The organism is Polaribacter sp. (assembly GCF_039939415.1).
GTDB lineage: Bacteria > Bacteroidota > Bacteroidia > Flavobacteriales > Flavobacteriaceae > Polaribacter.
This window is the reverse complement of the sequence record NZ_JBDVJE010000011.1, coordinates 1-18,750: the sequence shown is the minus strand read 5'-3', so window position 1 is coordinate 18,750 and position 18,750 is coordinate 1. Positions and strand designations below refer to the sequence as shown.

Genomic DNA, 18,750 nt, shown 5'->3' with positions numbered 1-18,750 from the left:
TAAATAAGCTTGCAATTTATTCTTAATTAAACTCGAAAAACATGATTATTATCATTAGTAAATTTGAAAAAGAATAAATTGGCACTTAATCTTTTTGTTATTATTTACAATAAAAAATTACTATCAAACATAAGTATTCAAATAATATTTAGTAATTATGTATACCTATTAATAGTTATAGAGAGTGCAATTAAAATTTATATTTTTAGTATAATACTTATTTTTTCCACTCTAAAAGAATCTCTTTAGCAAAATCATCACATTGTTGTAAAGTATCTTTTACATGTTGTATAGTTGTTCTTGGGTTAATTAAACACATTCTAATTACAATTTGATCTTGTAGCACAGTAGTTACTAAAAAGGCTTCTTTAGAATCTACAACTTTAGCAGAAATTTCTTGATTTAAAGTATCTAATTCTTTATCAGATAAATCTTTGTTTAAAGGATTATATCTAAAGTTTATAATAGCTAAAGTAGCAGGAGAAACTATTTCCCAATCTTTACTATCTCTAAGAATATCTTCTGTTAGATCTGCTAAATCTATGTTATAACTTATGGCTTTTTTAAAAGTGTTTAATCCATACGTTTTTATAGACATATAGAATTTTAATGCTCTAAACCTTCTGGTTAACTGTATTCCATAATCATAAAAATTAATTTCAGATTCATTTCCTTCAATATCTCTTAAATATTCTGGTTTTTCACTAAACGTATTACTTAACCAAGAAGAATCTTTTACCAATAAACAACCAATTTCATAAGGCTGAAAAAACCATTTATGAGGGTCTACAGTTAAAGAATCTGCACGTTCTATACCTCTTAAAATTCTACTACCTTTTTCAGATAAAATTGCAGCAGCACCATAAGCACCATCAATATGGAACCATAAATTTTCTTTTTCACAAATATCTGCCAATGTATCTAATGGATCTACAGTTCCTGTATTTGTTGTACCTGCAGAAGCTATAATACAAAAAGGTTTTTTACCTTCTAACCTATCTTTAGCAATCTCATTTTTAAGTTTATTTATACTAAACTTAAATTCTAAATCTGTAGGCATTATTTTTATTTGTTCTTTCTTAAAACCAAGAACAGAAATTGCTTTTATGTTTGATGAGTGAGCTTGATCTGATAAGTAAATAACTGCATTAGAAAAGTCTTCTCCACATTTTATTCTTCTTGCAGTAGCCAAAGCAGTTAAATTTGCCATAGAACCACCGCTTGTAAAAATTCCCCCACCTTTTGTAACAGGAAAATTAAACATTTTTAACAACCAATTTAAAGTAACAATTTCTAGCTCTGCTGCTGCAGGAGAAACAATCCATCCACCAGAAAAAATATTAAACCCAGTTGCTAAAGAATCTGCCATAGCACTAATAAAATTACTTGGTCCTGGAACAAAAGAAAAAGATTTTGGATGTGTAGAAATGTTACTATTAGGCAACACATTGTTTGTTACAAAATCTAAAACTTCATTTGCAGGTGTTCCTTTTTCTGGAGCTTCACTTAAAAAAACAGCATCCATTTCTTCTCTCGAAGCCTTAGTTACAGGCTTTTTTTGTTCTTCATTTGCATAATGATCTACAATAATATCTACAATTTTATATCCATAAGATTGCATTTCTTCTTTAGAAAGTTCAAAAGGTGAATTCATTAAATTATTTTTTTTACAAATTTTAAGAACTTGAAATTAAAATTTTATTACACAGTGAATTATTATACAAAATTAATCCATTTTTTGTTAAAAAAATTAATTTAAATAAAATTAACACAAAAAAAGAATATAAAATTTCGATTATCTCATTAAATTTATTGTTTTACTTAATATTACTTAAAAAACTGTAGGTTTTCAATTCTTGACTTTAAACAACTACAGATTAATATAATTTAATACAATTGCTGTTTTTAGAAAATAGTAATAAAACTAAAAATTACATACTATAATCTGAAGTAAAAAAAATGAACCAATTTTTAATTTCAATAACAAGAATCTCAATAAAATTAATTTTCACTTTTCTTTAATAAGAAGCCATTAACTTTTCATTATTTTTGCTAAAAATCAATTATCTTGAAAAGAATCGTTTTTCTCTTTTTTATACTTATTTCATCTCTTGCAATATCACAAACAAGAAAAATTACTATTGAAAATTCTGAAATTCAATATACAGATGAAGAACAATATCCTGGAGCAACAATTCTATTAGGAGATGTTAGAATTACACACGATGGTATAAAATTAAATTGTCAGAAAGCATTTTATTTTAGAGAAAAAAACTTTTTTAAAGCAATTGGTACAGTTGTTATAAAGCAAGGAGATACAATTACTCAAACAAGTAAATACACAGATTATGATGCTAATGCTAAACAAGCATTATCTTGGGGAAATGTTGTTTTAACAGACCCAACTATGACTTTAACTACAGATACACTTCATTTTGATAGGTTAAATCAAAAACTGTATTATACAAGTTATGCTACAATAAAAGATAAAACCAATACTTTAAAAAGTAAAAATGGTAACTTTTATTTAGAAAATAAAAAATTTACAGCAACAACTAGAGTTACTGTTGTTAACCCAGAACATTATTTAGAATCTAATCATTTAGATTATTATACAAACTCAGGTCTTACCTATTTATATGGCCCTACAACTATTACAAATACACAGAACGAAAATAAAATTTACTGTGAAAAAGGATTTTATAATACCAAAACAGATATTTCTCATTTTGTAAAAAATGCAAAACTTTACTTAAAAGAAAGGACTGTAGAAGGCGATAGTTTGTATTATGACAAAAGAAAAGGATTTGCCTCTGCTACTAATAACATACAGGTTATAGATACTGTTCAGAATTTTATAACAAAAGGGAATTATGCAGAAATTTTTGAATTAAAAGATTCACTTTATATTATTAAAAAAGCAGTTGCTATTTCTATAATTGACAAAGATTCTATGTTTATTCATGGAGATACAATTTTAGTTACTGGTAAACCTGAAAAAAGAATAGTTAGAACATTTCATAATGTTAAAATCTTTAAATCTGATTTACAAGGAAAATGCGATTCTATACACACAAATCAAGAAACAGGATTGACAAAAATGTTTAAAAATCCAGTAATTTGGTCTGAACAGAATCAAATAACAGGAGATACAATTCACTTACTTTCTAATGTAAAAACAGAAAAATTAGATTCTTTAAAAGTATTAAACAACGCTTTTATTGTAACAAAAGATACAGTTTCTAACAAAGATTTTAACCAAATTAAAGGAAGAAATATGTTTGGAAAGTTTAAAGAAAATAAATTACGATTGCTATTAGTAAAAGGAAATGCAGAATCTGTTTACTTTAATAGAAATGAAGAAACTCAAGTTTTAGAAACTATTACAAAAGAGATTTCTAGTAATATAGAATTCACATTAAGTAATGGGCAAATAGAAACAATTATGTATCTAAAAAAATCTGACGGTGATACATATCCTCCTTCAAAACTACCAGATGACGTTAAAATATTAAAAGGATTTATCTGGAGAGAAGATGAACAACCTAAAAAAATGGAAGATATTTTTATTAAAGATGATAAAAATAAAACTTCTTTAGAAGAAAACAAAAAAATAAATAAATCTGCTGTAATTCTTGATAAAAAAAGAAAATTAAAGGAGATAAAAAACTAACCAAACCAGTTTTTTCTGTTAAAAAACAATAATCTTGAAAAAGGATTTCTTTAAATACCAAGCACAAACATCTCCTCATCCACTTGCAATAGAAATTGCAAGCGCAAAAGGATGCTATATTTATGATACTTCAGGTAAAGAATATTTAGACTTTGTTGCTGGTGTTTCTGCAAATAGTTTAGGGCATAATCATCCTAAAGTTACAGAAGCAATTAAAAACCAACTAGATTCTTATGCTCATGTAATGGTTTATGGTGAGTTTATACAACAACCACAGGTTGAATTATGTAAGTTATTAGCAGAAAACTCTCCAGAAAATTTAAATGCTGTTTATATCACAAATTCAGGTACAGAAGCTACTGAAGGCTCTTTAAAACTTGCAAAAAGAGTAACAAATAGATCAGAAATAATTGCGGCTAAAAGTTCTTATCATGGAAATACAATGGGGTCTATGAGTGTTTCTGGGGTAGAAAAACAGAATTCAGCTTTTAGACCTTTAATTCCTGGAACAAAATTTATTGAGTTTAATAATGAAAATGAATTAAATAAAATAACAACTAAAACTGCTGCAGTAATTTTAGAAACAATACAAGGTGGAGCAGGTTTTATAGAACCAAAAAAAGAGTATCTATCTAAAGTAAAACAACGATGTAAAGATGTTGGGGCACTGTTAATATTAGATGAAATACAAACTGGTATTGGTAGAACTGGTACTTTTTGGGGATTTGAAAATTATAATGTAGTTCCAGATATAATTATTACAGGAAAAGGTTTAGGTGGAGGAATGCCTATAGGTGCTTTTATGGCTTCAACAGAAATGATGAGTTTACTAAAAGACAACCCAAAATTAGGTCATATCTCTACTTTTGCTGGTCATCCTGTAATTGCTGCTGCTGCTGTTGCAACAGTAAAAGAAATTATAAAAAATAATTTTATTAAAGAAACTTTAAGAAAAGAAAAATTAATAAAAAAACATTTAAACCATTCTGCAATTAAAGAAATAAGAGGAAAAGGTTTAATGCTAGCTGCTATTTTAGAAACTCCCGATTTGGCATCAAAAATTGTTTTAGAATGTTTAGAAGAAGGGTTAATTCTTTTCTTTTTATTATTTGAAGGTAGAGCTATGAGAATTACACCTCCCCTTACAATTTCTGATGAAGAAATTATTAAAGGGTGTCAAATTATTTTAAATAATTTGAATAAATAACCTCACTATATTAATATATAATTGTTCTTCTTATCCTTGTTAAAAGATTACTATTCTAAAAAAATAGCCAATATTTCATAATTTCAGTTAAATAACGTTAAGGTTATATTAAAGTGATATAACAAGTGTAACTCATTTTTAATTCTATCGTCTTTATAATATAATTTTAACCTAAAAAACTTATTATGAATACTTTAAAAACAATTATTACCATTATTGCAATTAGTTTATCAACCGTATTTTCTACAGCTGCAACAGAAAATAATCCAGAAAAAGTAAAAAAAACCTTACGTTCTGAACTTGTTTCTTTATTAGGAGATAATATTTCTTTAAAAATAGATAAAAATTATTCTGCTGAAATTTTATTTATAGTTAATAACGCCAATGAAGTTGTTGTTGTCTCTGTAAATTCTAAACTAGAAGATTTTAATAAATACGCTAAAAGCAGATTAAACTACAAAAAAATTGCAGTTAAAAACATCAAAAAAGGTGAAATTTATAAAATGCCTATAAAGATTAATAAAAAATAAATACAACTTGTTGGTTAGTTGGTGCTCAGTAATAGGTAAAACTATATTGGGCATTTTTTTATACAGAAAAGAGCAATTATATATACATAATTGCTCTTAAATATATCAACCATTAACATAATAGCAGATTATATTTTTTTTCTGTTATCTAGTTACGCTTCCTGTTAAAACTTTTATTGGCCCTGCACTCATGTTAATAACTGAATGATTCATTGCATCTACAGGAACAACATCTTCTAAAGGTTTTAGCGTAAAAGGCGCAGAACTATTATCTGGACTTGGTTCTACAGAAATAACAATAGTAGCTCCTTTTAAATCTGTTGGAAAATTAATTCCTGCAGCAGCACCTATTACATAATCTTCTCCTGGAAAACCGGGTCCATTTCCTATTGATCCTTTATAAGGTGAAGTTGCTGCATTATCATCAGTTGCATCAACTGCAGAAAAAGTACCTGTACTTACTGGCACTCCATTTAAAACAACCCAACCTTCATATTTCCATCCTTCTGTTAATGTTGGTAACCCTAAACCTGTAACTACTGTTGGTGCATTTGTATTATCTAAAAACCAAACTCCACTAGCTTCATTTGTATCATCGTCATCTGTTGGAGTTGCTAAAATATATTTTCCCCAAGAATTACTAAAATCTCCAACAATTCCTGTAGATGATACACTAGCAGAACTACCTGAAAAATCACCTACTAAAATTTTTGTAGCTGCTGGTGTTAAAGCTGCTTCTCCTATTTCTCCAGCAGGTTCAATAGACAATACAAAAGTAGTTGCAGTCTGTAAATCATTTATATCTACAGTATATGTTTGCGGAAAAGAAACACTTGTGAATGTTCCTGTACTTACTGGGTTACCATCTACAATTAGCCATCCTTCATAGACATAGTCTGAACCTAATTCTTCTAAACCTGTTAGATCTATGGTTAAATCTCCTGTTGTTACTTCTGTGTTATCATCATTACTACACGCAACAAAAACTGCTGTAATTATAAATGCTAATGCTAAATTTAAAACTTTTTTCATCTTATTAATATTTATGTTAATGTTGATGACAAATTTATAGTCTTAAAAAATCATGAAATGTTAGCTAGCGAACACTTATGCAATTTTATGAAGTAATCTTAATTCTTTTCTATTAAAAGTGATAATTTTTTCTTCTTTAAGTTCATTCATTAGAACATTTAAATTAGATCTAGAAGTTCCTATTAAAGAAGCAATATCTTTTTGAGTATATGGGTGTTGTATAACCTTATCTCCAGTTTTTTCACAATCGTGTCCATATTCTGTACATAGTTCTTTTATAAATTCTAAAAATCTAGTTTTAGTATCTTTAAATAAAATTAATTGCAACCTACGTTCTAATTTTTTAAAACGAAGACCTAAGAATTTATAAATTTTTAAACTAAAAGTTTTATTATCTCTCATTAAATCATGCATAGTATCTACACCTATAGGACAAATAGATGTTGAAGAATCTACAGATTGTGCAAATTCATTTCTTAACTCTTCACCTAAAATAGCTTTTTCACCAAATAATTCTCCTTTAGTTAAAATGGCTTTAACTACCTCAGTTCCATCTTCTGTATAATAACCTAGTTTAACTTTCCCTTTTTCTATTAAATAAATTTTACTTGCTGCATCTTCTTCAAAATATATATAATCACTTTTTTTATAACTATCAAAAGTATGACACTTTTTATATTCCCTAAATTTATGGGGACATAAAAGATTAAATAAGTTTACATTGTCAAAAAACCAAAAGTTATCCATGAGCATTATCTTTTAAAAATATATTTATCTTTAGAGTCTATAAACTCAACTATAGCTTACAAAAACTTATAAATTATATAGATAACTTTAGTAATAAACTTGGGTTTGGGCAATTATTTTTATAAAAATCTAATTTTTCTTGTGATGAAACCCCAGGATAATCTCCAAAACTTCCTTCTAAATCTTTAATGATTTGAAAATGTAAATGTGGAGCATAATTTCCATTTATTGATGCATCTCCTAAAAAACCAATTACATTTCCTTGTAAAACAGTATCTCCTACTTTTAATTTTTCTATTGATGACAAAGATAAATGCCCATATAAAGTATAAAAAACTTCTTCTTCTATTTGATGTTTTAAAATAATTGTTGGACCATAATCTCCATAATTATCATTATTTTTAAAACTATGAATTTCTCCATCTAAAGCCGCTAAAACTTTTGTTTTTACTTTGCACCATAAATCTATGCCCAAATGAATATTTCTTTTTTCATTTTCTAATTGATTTTTAAAATAATCGCTTCTATCATAAATATTTCTTTTTTCTAAATATCCACCAAAAGCTACTTTAGCATTGTTATCAACTAAAAATTTATTAATATATTCTTCCCATTCATTAGAAGAAGAAATATTAAATTTTGTTAGATCTTTATTTTCTCTAGAGATAACAATTGGTTTATATTTTTTTATACATATTGCTGTATCAATAACAGTTATTGGCTCTATTGATATCTCTTTTAAAAATTGATTGAATTCTTGTTTAGACATAATGTACAAAATAAAAATACTTCTAAAATAATAATTAATTTCTTTTTTAATTGTTCTATAGACCTATATTTTTTCAGATATAACAATTCTTATTTTAGTATTAAAAAGAAATTTTTAATACTACTTATGCCTTAACCACATAATAACTTTTGGCTTTTTTACTTGAATTAACAGGTCAAACTTTTTAACAAATCATTCTCACATAGCAAAGATTCTATCTCTTGCAATAGCTCTTCTTTTCTTGTTAAAGATTTAGTTGATTTGTGTTTTTTACGTTTAAAATTAACAATATACTTAGGCTGAAATTCTTCAAAACCAAAAATAACAAAATTTATTTTCCATTTAACAATAACTCAAGAGTCAACATTATTGAATTTAAAACAAACTTCTCTTAACTATAAAAAAATCTTTATCGAGTCTAAAACTTATAATTTAAAAACAGCAGAATATTTATATTTTTTTTTTAGGTAATAACCATTTTTTTTCTTTATTTTTTGTATAAAATCACCCCTTATACAAATTTTAGATTCATTTTGACTTTTTTGCTTAGAAACAGCTGTTGCTGAATTGTGTGATTATAAAACTAATTTTACGCATTCAAGTTTAAATGCATAATTATCTTTTACTTTTTACCCATAAAATACCCCCAAATAGTGTCTAACTTTATGGGGGCAGTGTAATATTAACTCGTTTTTTATGTATATAATCTAATAATTATCTTCTACTATAATTTGGTGCCTCTTTTGTAATAGCTACATCATGAGGGTGACTTTCGTTTATACCACTTGCAGTAATTCTAATAAATTTACCTGTTTCTTTTAATGTTTCAATATTTTTAGAACCACAATACCCCATACCTGCACGTAAACCGCCAATAAATTGATGTATACTTTCTGCCAATTCTCCTTTATAAGGAACACGTCCTACAATTCCTTCTGGAACCAACTTTTTAATATCATCTTCTACATCTTGAAAATATCTATCTTTAGAACCTTTTTTCATTGCTTCTACAGATCCCATACCTCTATAAGATTTAAACTTTCTACCTTCGTAAATAATTGTTTCACCAGGAGATTCTTTTGTTCCTGCTAATAATGAGCCTAACATAACAGAATCTGCACCAGCTGCAATAGCTTTAGGAATATCTCCTGTATAACGTATTCCTCCATCTGCAATTACAGGAACTCCACTACCTTTAATAGCTGCAGCCACCTCTAATACTGCAGAAAACTGAGGAAAACCAACACCAGCTACAACTCTTGTTGTACAAATAGAACCTGGCCCTATACCTACTTTTACAGCATCTGCACCAGCTTCAACTAAATATTTAGCAGCCTCACCTGTTGCAATATTACCCACAACAACATCTAATTTTGGAAACTTATTTTTTACTTCTTTTAAAACAGATACTACACCCTTTGTGTGTCCATGAGCAGTATCTATAATTACTGCATCTACACCAGCATTGACTAAAGCTTCTGCTCTATTAACAGCATCTGCTGTAACACCCAAAGCTGCTGCTACCCTTAGTCTACCATAAGTATCTTTATTTGCTATTGGTTTTTGAGTTACTTTTGTAATATCTCTAAAAGTAATTAATCCTTTTAATTTGTAATCTTTGTCTACAATTAAAAGTTTTTCTATTTTATGATTTTGAAGAATTTTTTCAGCATCATTTAAAGAAGTACCAACATCTGCAGTTACCAAGTTTTTACTTGTCATTACTTCTATGATAGGTCTTTGATTTTCGTGTTCAAAACGTAAATCTCTATTGGTAACAATTCCCTTTAATATTCCATTATCATCAACAATAGGAATACCTCCAATTTTATGCTCTTTCATATAAGCTTTAGCGTCTAAAACCACTGCTGTTAAAGGTAAAGTTACAGGGTCTAAAATCATTCCGCTTTCTGCTCGTTTTACTTTTCTAACTTCTCGAGCTTGTTGCTCAATAGTCATATTTTTATGTAAAACTCCAATACCTCCTTCTCTTGCAATTGCAATTGCTAAAGCAGATTCTGTAACTGTATCCATCGCTGCTGAAGCAATAGGTACATTTATTGTAATATTTCTAGTAAATTTTGTTTGAATGCTTACTTCTCTTGGAAGTATTTCTGAAAAGGCAGGTACTAAAAGAACATCGTCATAAGTTAAACCCTCTCCTAAAATTTTGTTGTTGTGTGCTGTCATATGGCAATTAAGGTATAATTGCGTGCAAATTTACAATTAATTAATGACACATTATAAATTACTAAGAAAAATAAGTAATTATTTTAGTGAGTGTTATTTAGATTTATTATAAATAAATCTTGCATATTAAAAATAAAGTCATTTTATTTGTGAACTATTTAAAATTAATCTAAATAAATATAATGAAAATGAATTTAAATTTTTCAAAACATGCATTACTAATTTTTATTGGTATAATTACGATATCTTGTAGTAATAATGATACACCAGAAATAATTAAAGAAATAACTAAAGCGAGTTTTATAGAAAATTATGCTGCAATAGCATCTGCCAACTATGATGATACATACAACACAGCAGTGGCAATGAAAACAAAAATTGATGCTTTTATTGCATCTCCTTCAGAAACTACTTTAGCAGAAGCTAGAACAGCTTGGTTGTATGCTAGAGATTTTTACGGACAAACAGAAGCATACAGAGAAGCTAACGGGCCTATAGATAACGAAGATTTACTAGGTACAGAAGGACAAATTAATGCATGGCCTTTAGATGAAGGTTTTATTGATTATGTTTATAACACTGTGGGAGAAACTGTACAAAATGGTTTAATTGGTGATACTTCTTTTGAATTAACTGAAGCTAATCTTATTAATAAAAATGAAGATGTAGATCCTGATGATATTGCTACAGGTTGGCATGCAATTGAGTTTTTACTTTGGGGACAAGATTTAAACTACGACCCTATTAACCACACAACAGATAATTATTCTGTTTCTGGTGACAGACCTTTTACTGATTATACAACAGCAGACTTTGCAGAAAGAAGAAAAACATATTTAAAAATTGTAACTGATTTATTAGTAAACGATTTAAATGATTTAAATAATACTTGGGCAACAGGTGGTTCTTATAGAACAACTTTTGAGGCTTTAGATGAAGATGAAGCAATAACAAATATATTAAGTGGTATTGGTTTTATTTCAAACGGAGAAGTTGCACAAGAAAGAATTTACCCAGCAATTGATGAAGGTCAAGAAAACGAGCACTCTTGTTTTTCTGACAATACAAACCAAGATATGTGGGCAAATGTGCATGGCTTAAATAATGTTATTATTGGTAGTTATACTACAGAAAGTGGAGCTATTATTTCTGGAGCTTCTTTAATAGAATTAACTAATGAATTTAATACAACTTTTGGAGCTACTTTAGAAACAAAAGCAGATGATACTATTTCTAAATTAAATACTTTATTAGGTTTAGGTAAGAATTTTGACGAAATTGTTAGTGAAGAAACATTAGAATCTGGTGGACCAGCTACTGAATTAGCATTAGCTTTAATAGCTCAAAGTAATGCTATTTCTGATGCCGCTGGTGCTTTAGGTGTTAGTATTTCTGTTGCTGACTAATATTTTAATTATTAAAATAAATTTTTAGAAACTGAAGACTTAAATGTCTTCAGTTTTTTTCTATTTTCACAAAAAAAATAAATGAAATATTTATATTTTAGTTTGGTATTTATATCTGTTTTTTTTTCATGTAGTTCCGATGAAATTTCTGAAGAAGAATACATAGATATACTTTACGAAGTAGATGAAGAAAACTTAGTTTCAGACTTAACAATAGAAGCATTTACAGCAGAAAAAGCTTTTGGAAGTAGTATTCCTGGTTTAATAGACTTAGAACCTGCTTTTTTTGGCATTGGTAATGCAATGTTCGAGCAAAGTTGGGTCTCTGCTCCTGCAACTACAACCTCTAGAGACGGTTTAGGTCCAATTTTTAATGCTAGAGCCTGTGGGTCTTGCCATTCTAATGACGGTAGAGGAAAACCTTTATTAGAAAACAATGCAAGCTCTCAAGGTTTTTTAATTAGATTAAGTTCTGGTAACGACCCAATAACAGGACCTATTGGTTTGACTAATTACGGAGGACAATTACAAGATAATGCTAATTTAGGTATTGACAAAGAAGGTACAATTAACGTTCATTTTGAAACAATAGTAGGTACTTATCCTGATGGAGAATCTTATGAACTTAGAAAACCAAGCTATACAATTGTAGATGAAAATTATGGATCTTTAAATAATGCGAAACAATCACCAAGAATTGGACAACAAGTAATTGGGTTAGGCTTTATAGACGCTTTAAGTGAAGCCAGTATTTTAGCTAACGAAGATGTTAACGACCTTGATGGTGATGGAATTTCTGGAAAAGCCAATTATGTTTGGAATGTTAAAGAAAATAAAACGACCATTGGTAAATTTGGTTGGAAAGCCAATCAACCAACTTTAGAACAACAAATTGCGGGTGCTTTTAATGGTGATATGGGTTTAACATCTACTCTATTTCCTGATGAAAATTGTCCAGACGGTTTAGATTGTTCTGAGTTATATAATGGAAATAACACAGGAGAAAGTGTAGAAGTTACAGATACTCAAATGACTAGAATACTGTTATACCAAGCAGCTATTTCTGTACCAAAAAGAAGAGATTACAAAACCATTGATGTTTTAGAAGGTAAACAATTGTTTAATGAATTAGCATGTGCTAAATGCCACGTAAATAATTTTACAACTGGTAATGATTATTCATTATTAACTCAATTAGAAAATGTAAAAATTAGACCTTATTCTGATTTTTTATTACATGATATGGGTGATGATTTAGCCGATAACAGAGCCGATTTTTTAGCAAACGGAAACGAATGGAGAACACAACCTCTTTGGGGTTTAGGGATGATAGAAACCGTAAACGGTCATACTTTTTTATTACATGATGGTAGAGCCAGAAACATTGAAGAAGCTATTTTATGGCATGGTGGTGAAGCAGAAAATGCCAAAAACAACTTCAAAAATTTATCCAAAGAAAGTCGTGAACAAGTACTTAAATTTTTAAATTCATTATAAATACATAAAAAATGAAAAAACTTTTTTTCTTTTTCTTCTCTACAGTTGTTTTATTAGCATCTTGTAGCAAAGAAAACTCTGACTCTACATCATCAATAGATCTTTTTCATGAAGAATATTATAATGTAAATATATTACCTGCTTTAACTAATTTTAAAACAGAAATTGAAAAACAAGTAACACTTACAGAGCTTTTTCAAACTAATACAACTCAAGAAAATTTTACTTTATTGCAACAACAATGGTTAAGTACTGCCATTTCTTACTCTAAAACCAGAGTATACAATGTTGTTGATATTAAATCTCTTTATTTTGATATTATCATTTATAATTTCCCTGCAAATCCAACTTTAATAGAAGGTAATATTGCAGACAAAACAACTTTTGATACCAATTATATTAGCAACAGTAGTACGGTTTCTAAAGGTTTAGCTGGTATTGAATATTTACTATATGAATCAAATAATGACAACCTTGGCCTTTTACAAAATGATTCTTACAGAGTAGACTACTTATTAGCAATATCTAAAGAAACATTAAGACAAATAAATCTATTAATTGATTTTTGGGAAGATGGTTATAAAACAACTTTTTCTAATTATAAGAGTTTGTCTTGTATAGAAAATGCTCGCTGTTTGGCTTTTAATCAACTTATTAATATAATAGATATTATTAGAGTTACTAAAATTGGGAAACCTGCTGGTTTAGAGAAATCACCAAATATTAATTTAGACATTTTAGAAGCTTATAGAAGTAAGAGTTCTTTAAAATTAATAAAAAGTTCTTTAGAAGAGGTGCAAAATGCATATACTACAAGTAGTGTTAATTTTGCTAATATTGTTGATGAAATAGCAGGTTCTTCAGAAATTTCTACGGAAATAGAAAATAGTTTTAATACAGTTTTTAATAATATTAATGCTATTGATGGAAATCTATATACTGCCATTTATAATGGAGATGATAGTGTAGCAACTTTACACACTTCTTTATTAACTTTACTACAGTATTTTTCTGTAGATGCTGCAAGTACACTATCTGTTAACGTGTTACCCACAGATAATGATGGAGATTAATACATTTCTAAACTACTAAGAAGCAATTACTTCTAATTTAAAAAAAAATCAACCTAAAATTTAATTCTAGGTTGATTTTTTTATTTAACTTTTACTGTTTTAAAACTTAAATTCTAAAGTAACATAATAATTTCTTGGTGAAGAAGGTATAATTCCTGGTCCAGGGTAACCTGTTGCCCTACGTGTAAAATAACTATTATTTAAAAGGTTGTTTACACCCGTTTCTATCTTCATGAACTTGTATTTATAAGAAGCCGAAAAATCTAAAATATCATACGCTGGTATTTCTCCTGTAACACCACTAATGCTTCCTCCTGAGGCATTTGTCGCATCAGAAAATTGACGAGATAAATAAGAATATTGAATGCTTGCTAATAAATCTTTATATCCAAATTTAATACCCGTTTTTATATTGATGTTTGGTATAAATTCAACCTCATTCCCCACTACTCCATTAATTTCAGACTTTGTGTATTCTGATGTGATAAAAGAAGAATTGATAAAATAATTTAAAATATAATTAGCATCATTTATAAAAATTCTTTTCAAGTTAAAATCAATCAAACTTTCTATTCCTAAAATTCTTGCATCACCAATATTGTCTCTTTCTGCTTTACCATCATCTCTTGTATAAATATTAATTCTGTCATTATAAAACAGTCCAAAAACATTGGCATCATAAGAAAAGAAGTTTTTATAATCTCCACGAAAACCAGCATCAATTGTAAACCCTTTTTCATCTGTAATATCTGGCGAAATTTCAAAAGAAGGATTTGCTGTACTAATATCAGAAAAGGTTACAGAGCGGTAATTCTGAGAAATATTACCATAAAACTCTGTAGAACGATTCAATTTATAACTAGAACCTAAACCTAATAAAACAAAAGTTCTTTCGTTAGTTTCTTCTTCATCTCTTAAGTTTTCATTAATCACATTTCCGGCAGCATCTGTAACAATATCTTTTATAATTTCGTCTCTTCTGGTGTTGATGTATTCCAATCTAAAACCAGGAGTAATCGATAATTTATCATTTACATAAAAAATATTTTCTCCAAATAAAGATACATTTAAGTTGGGGAATTTACTATCAGACTGACTTGCATAATCTGGATATTCCTCTAAATATAGATTAAAATCGGCATCAGAACCATCAGAACCTGGCCCTTGCATATTGGTATTATTCGCTTTATAAAACTTTGTACCAATTAAAAAAGTAGCTTTTTTATCAAAAACTTTATAATCACTTACCAAACGAGACTCAAAACCAAAGTTTTTAAAAGTTCCTTTTATCAAATCTCTTTCCTCACCTGAATCTACTTGATTGACTCTATTGGTTCTAAAACCTAATGCATCTCTAGAAGCATCTAATCCAAATAAATTAAAAGAAAAATTGGTATCATCAGAGAAAGCATGTTCCCATTTTAAATTGTACAAAAACCATTCTACCTGAAACCAATTACGCGCTCTATTACTTTGTAACGGATCTTCATTAAACATCTCGTCTGTTAAACCACCTGCTTGTTGCGCCACGTATTTTAAACCCGTTAACTCTAAAGACAACTTGCTTTTATCATTAATTTGATATCCTAAATGGGCAAATATATTGGTAGATTCAAACTCAGAATTCGGTCTAAATCCATCTCCTTTTTTATAGTTGATGTACGTATAATAACTAAACTTGCCATGCGTATCACTTAAACTGGTAAAATTGGTAAACAAGCCATAACTACCTACCGTATTTCTAAAAACAATTTCCTGATTTTCGGTTGGTTTTTTAGTGATAAAATTGACTAAACCACCAAATTGCGTTCCGTATTGCAAAGAAGCGGCACCTCTAATTACTTGTATTTCATCCAAACCTTCAGACGCTGGTGTATAATAACTTTCTGGATATCCTAAAACATCTGCACTAATATCATAGCCATTTTGACGTGTATTAAAATTGGCTGTTCTATTAGGATCTAACCCTCTACCGCCAATATTTAGCTGCAAACCTGCATCATCATTCTGATAAATATTTAAACCCGCAACTTGATTAAAAATCTGACGTGCATTGTTTGTTGATAAAGCTGCCGCAGATTGATTTACCAAAACTACTTCCGTTTTTTTACCTGCATAAATAGCAGTTCCTTCAACATCTTTCAATCTTTTTATCTCAAAAACTTTACGCTTTCTTGCTTTAATTTCTATTTCTGATAATTCTTCTGAAAAAGAGTTTAATACAATTTTGATATCAGTAAAGTTATCAGAACTTAAAACGATTCTTTTTACTTTAAAATTATCAGCATAATAAACCAAAGAAACTGTTTTATTATCAACAGAAAACAAGAATTTACCCAAACTATTTGTTTCTGTTAACAACCCTCCAGATTCATTATAAATCTGTACGTTTTTTATAGCTTTATTTTCATCAGAAACAACGGTTCCTGAAACTTTAAACTGACTATAAGTTGCCGTTTGTAATAAGATAAGAATGATAAAAACGATTCTAAATTTCATATATTTAAAGTCCTTTAATTTTTATTTTTGATGAAAACGGAATAATCCAATCTTTGTATTTAAAGCTTTCTTTTTGTTGATATAAATTAACTTTTGGGTTAATGTATCTAGTACTTAAACGTCCGTTTAAAGCCACGTAACTATCTGCAAAAATAGCTATATTTTTATGTCCCTGACTTTTAAAATGGTCGCCCAAATAATGCGCATATTCCAAGATAAAATCAGGTTGAAAACTCATTTGTTTTTCTTGAAATGTGGTTAAAAAATCTTTATTATCAACCATAAAATAATTACCAGTTTTAGTATCTACAACTTTAAAATTGGTCATGCCTGCTTTTTCCATTAACATTACGCGCCAAGAAAAACGGTAACCTTCTTCTGTCCAAAACAATTCGCCTGGATATAATACAGATCTAAAAGGCATTAAAAGTTGAATGATTAAAAACACTGATAAAAATGGAATTAAAACTTTAGTTTTTGGTAATTGATAGTTATTAATTAATTTTAGATTTCTCGACTGTGCTCGAAATGACAGTTTAAAGAAACGTTTTTGAATAAAATCAATTATTTTTTGATGAAAACTAGCATCAAAAAAAATAAGTGTAGAAACAATCATTATAAAAGGAAACATCCCAATAGGAAATAAAACTCTTGTAAAAACATGAAAAAATACCACTAAAACAAAAGCAAAAACACGAGTTCTTTTGTACAATAGTAAAAACGGAATTGTTAAATCGTACAACATCCCAGACCAACTCATCGCAAAATGAAACCAATCTTGTTGCATAAATGTATTGCCTATTAATGGAAAATCGTATTTAGAAGGCAACCAAATTTTTAAAGGCATTGCCCTAAATAACCAATCTGAATTCAGTTTTGCCAAACCTGCATAAAAATAGACAACTCCTAAAAGTATTTTAATAATGTCAATCGTCCATTTTGGTATGTTTATGTACTTTTTTCTTTTTGATAAATTGTCAATAGAAAAAGTAGCATTTGCGGGCAAAAATATAAGTACAAAACTTATAATCGTTATGAAATAATAATGATTCAAATAGGTGGTTTTGTCCATAAATTCTATATAAGTAAACGATAGAAAAAACGTAATAATTGCCCATCTATATTTAAAACCAATAGCTATAAATAGCGCAGATAAACTACAAATAACAAATAATAAATAAGTGTAATCACCTATAGGTTTTATCCAACTAAAACCATAATACGAAAAAAACATTTTTGGTTCTAAATACAGTTTTTCAATCCAACCGTTTGCCCAAAAACGGACAATACTTGCAAACATCATAAAACCAAAAAACAAACGAAATACAGCCAAAGGAGCTGCATTTGTTTGTTCTTTAAAATTGTATTTAAAAAATTTCATTGATGAAATAAAAAAACCTGAAAACTTCTAATTAAAAGTATTCAGGGTTTAATTTTTGTTTATAAACAGCTTGTATTAATCTCCATCTGCATCCACATAATCTACACTAATATTAAAAGTTTGCAACATATCAACCTTTAAAAATACGACTACTTTCTGTAGTTCATCATAAGCTTTATACATAGCAATATCATCTGTATTAATTTGCTCGTAAAAACTATCATTTAATGTACTTATTTGTGCTCTTGCCACTGTATTCTGACTGATAATACTAGAAGAAATATCCGATCTTTCTAATTCAATTAAATAATCGTTAAAACCAATACCTGTACTAGAACCATTATAATGTTTGCCTTCAAATAAATTTTCTGCGGCACTTAAAGCTTCTAAAGCTAATTTTTTAGAATAAACACGACTATAATAGCCTTCTACTTTTTCCGGTAAAGCTGTTGATGAAAATTTACCTACTGGAATACCTATTTTATTAGTTCTTATCACTTTTTCGTAATAAAATATATAATCGTTTACCAATTTATTTACAGCGCTTGTTGCTGTATTAGAAGTACTAACTACAAACTCATTTCTGTAAGTAGACCAATCTGTAACCACTTGCTCTGTTAAGGTTGTCATTTGGTTTAAAATAGCTGTTAAATAATTTTTGTATCCAGTTGCATTGGTATCTGTATTATACTTTGCTATAATAGCTACATCAGAATCTGCAACACCGTACAATAAATAATCTAAGG

At 28.4% G+C, this 18,750-nt stretch carries 14 protein-coding genes; 6 read left to right on the top strand and 8 right to left on the bottom strand.

What is annotated here, in order from left to right; all coding sequences use genetic code 11:
- Nucleotides 1–217: 217 nt before the first annotated feature.
- The gene (locus tag ABJG40_RS01585) at nt 218–1,654 is read right to left on the bottom strand and encodes an aminotransferase class V-fold PLP-dependent enzyme (protein ID WP_348022828.1); all 1,437 of its coding nucleotides are present in this window, start codon (nt 1,652–1,654) and stop codon (nt 218–220) included.
- A gap of 414 nt (nt 1,655–2,068) precedes the next feature.
- Here ABJG40_RS01585 and ABJG40_RS01580 point away from each other — a divergent pair, with 414 nt between their 5' ends.
- The 3 genes from ABJG40_RS01580 to ABJG40_RS01570 all read left to right on the top strand — a co-directional run bounded on the left by ABJG40_RS01580 (nt 2,069) and on the right by ABJG40_RS01570 (nt 5,410).
- Entirely contained in the window at nt 2,069–3,673 is a 1,605-nt protein-coding gene (locus ABJG40_RS01580) for an OstA-like protein (RefSeq protein ID WP_348022827.1), read from the top strand.
- 34 nt (nt 3,674–3,707) lie between these two features.
- Nucleotides 3,708–4,880, top strand: a complete 1,173-nt coding sequence (locus ABJG40_RS01575) for an aspartate aminotransferase family protein (protein ID WP_348022826.1) — start codon at nt 3,708–3,710, stop codon at nt 4,878–4,880.
- Between the two features lie 185 nt (nt 4,881–5,065).
- Nucleotides 5,066–5,410, top strand: a complete 345-nt coding sequence (locus tag ABJG40_RS01570; protein ID WP_348022825.1) for a hypothetical protein — start codon at nt 5,066–5,068, stop codon at nt 5,408–5,410.
- Between the two features lie 144 nt (nt 5,411–5,554).
- Here ABJG40_RS01570 and ABJG40_RS01565 read toward each other — a convergent pair whose 3' ends face one another.
- The 4 genes from ABJG40_RS01565 to guaB all read right to left on the bottom strand — a co-directional run bounded on the left by ABJG40_RS01565 (nt 5,555) and on the right by guaB (nt 10,148).
- Nucleotides 5,555–6,442 carry an anti-sigma factor gene (locus tag ABJG40_RS01565; RefSeq protein WP_348022824.1) on the bottom strand — a complete coding sequence of 296 codons (888 nt, stop codon included), beginning with the start codon at nt 6,440–6,442 and terminating at the stop codon, nt 5,555–5,557.
- A gap of 75 nt (nt 6,443–6,517) precedes the next feature.
- Nucleotides 6,518–7,189, bottom strand: a complete 672-nt coding sequence (locus ABJG40_RS01560; protein WP_348022823.1) for a Crp/Fnr family transcriptional regulator — start codon at nt 7,187–7,189, stop codon at nt 6,518–6,520.
- Nucleotides 7,190–7,262: 73 nt separating this feature from the next.
- The gene (locus ABJG40_RS01555; RefSeq protein WP_348022822.1) at nt 7,263–7,958 is read right to left on the bottom strand and encodes a peptidoglycan DD-metalloendopeptidase family protein; all 696 of its coding nucleotides are present in this window, start codon (nt 7,956–7,958) and stop codon (nt 7,263–7,265) included.
- Between the two features lie 714 nt (nt 7,959–8,672).
- Nucleotides 8,673–10,148, bottom strand: a complete 1,476-nt coding sequence (gene guaB / locus ABJG40_RS01550) for an IMP dehydrogenase (protein ID WP_348022821.1) — start codon at nt 10,146–10,148, stop codon at nt 8,673–8,675.
- A 182-nt stretch (nt 10,149–10,330) separates the two neighbouring features.
- Between guaB and ABJG40_RS01545 the strand changes: the two genes are divergently transcribed.
- The 3 genes from ABJG40_RS01545 (at nt 10,331) to ABJG40_RS01535 (ending at nt 14,124) form a co-directional block, all read left to right on the top strand.
- Nucleotides 10,331–11,554 (top strand): imelysin family protein, encoded by a 1,224-nt coding sequence (locus tag ABJG40_RS01545; RefSeq protein WP_348022820.1) that lies wholly within the window; start codon nt 10,331–10,333, stop codon nt 11,552–11,554.
- Nucleotides 11,555–11,635: 81 nt separating this feature from the next.
- Nucleotides 11,636–13,051 (top strand): di-heme oxidoredictase family protein, encoded by a 1,416-nt coding sequence (locus ABJG40_RS01540; RefSeq protein WP_348022819.1) that lies wholly within the window; start codon nt 11,636–11,638, stop codon nt 13,049–13,051.
- Between the two features lie 11 nt (nt 13,052–13,062).
- Complete coding sequence (locus tag ABJG40_RS01535; protein WP_348022818.1) at nt 13,063–14,124, top strand: imelysin family protein; 1,062 nt, start codon at nt 13,063–13,065, stop codon at nt 14,122–14,124.
- Between the two features lie 99 nt (nt 14,125–14,223).
- Here ABJG40_RS01535 and ABJG40_RS01530 read toward each other — a convergent pair whose 3' ends face one another.
- The 3 genes from ABJG40_RS01530 to ABJG40_RS01520 all read right to left on the bottom strand — a co-directional run.
- Nucleotides 14,224–16,623, bottom strand: coding sequence for a TonB-dependent receptor plug domain-containing protein (locus tag ABJG40_RS01530; RefSeq protein ID WP_348022817.1), 2,400 nt, complete (start codon nt 16,621–16,623; stop codon nt 14,224–14,226).
- Between the two features lie 4 nt (nt 16,624–16,627).
- Complete coding sequence (locus tag ABJG40_RS01525) at nt 16,628–18,004, bottom strand: HTTM domain-containing protein (RefSeq protein ID WP_348022816.1); 1,377 nt, start codon at nt 18,002–18,004, stop codon at nt 16,628–16,630.
- Between the two features lie 75 nt (nt 18,005–18,079).
- The coding region (locus ABJG40_RS01520) for an imelysin family protein (RefSeq protein ID WP_348022815.1) at nt 18,080–18,750 on the bottom strand (671 nt) is incomplete at its 5' end.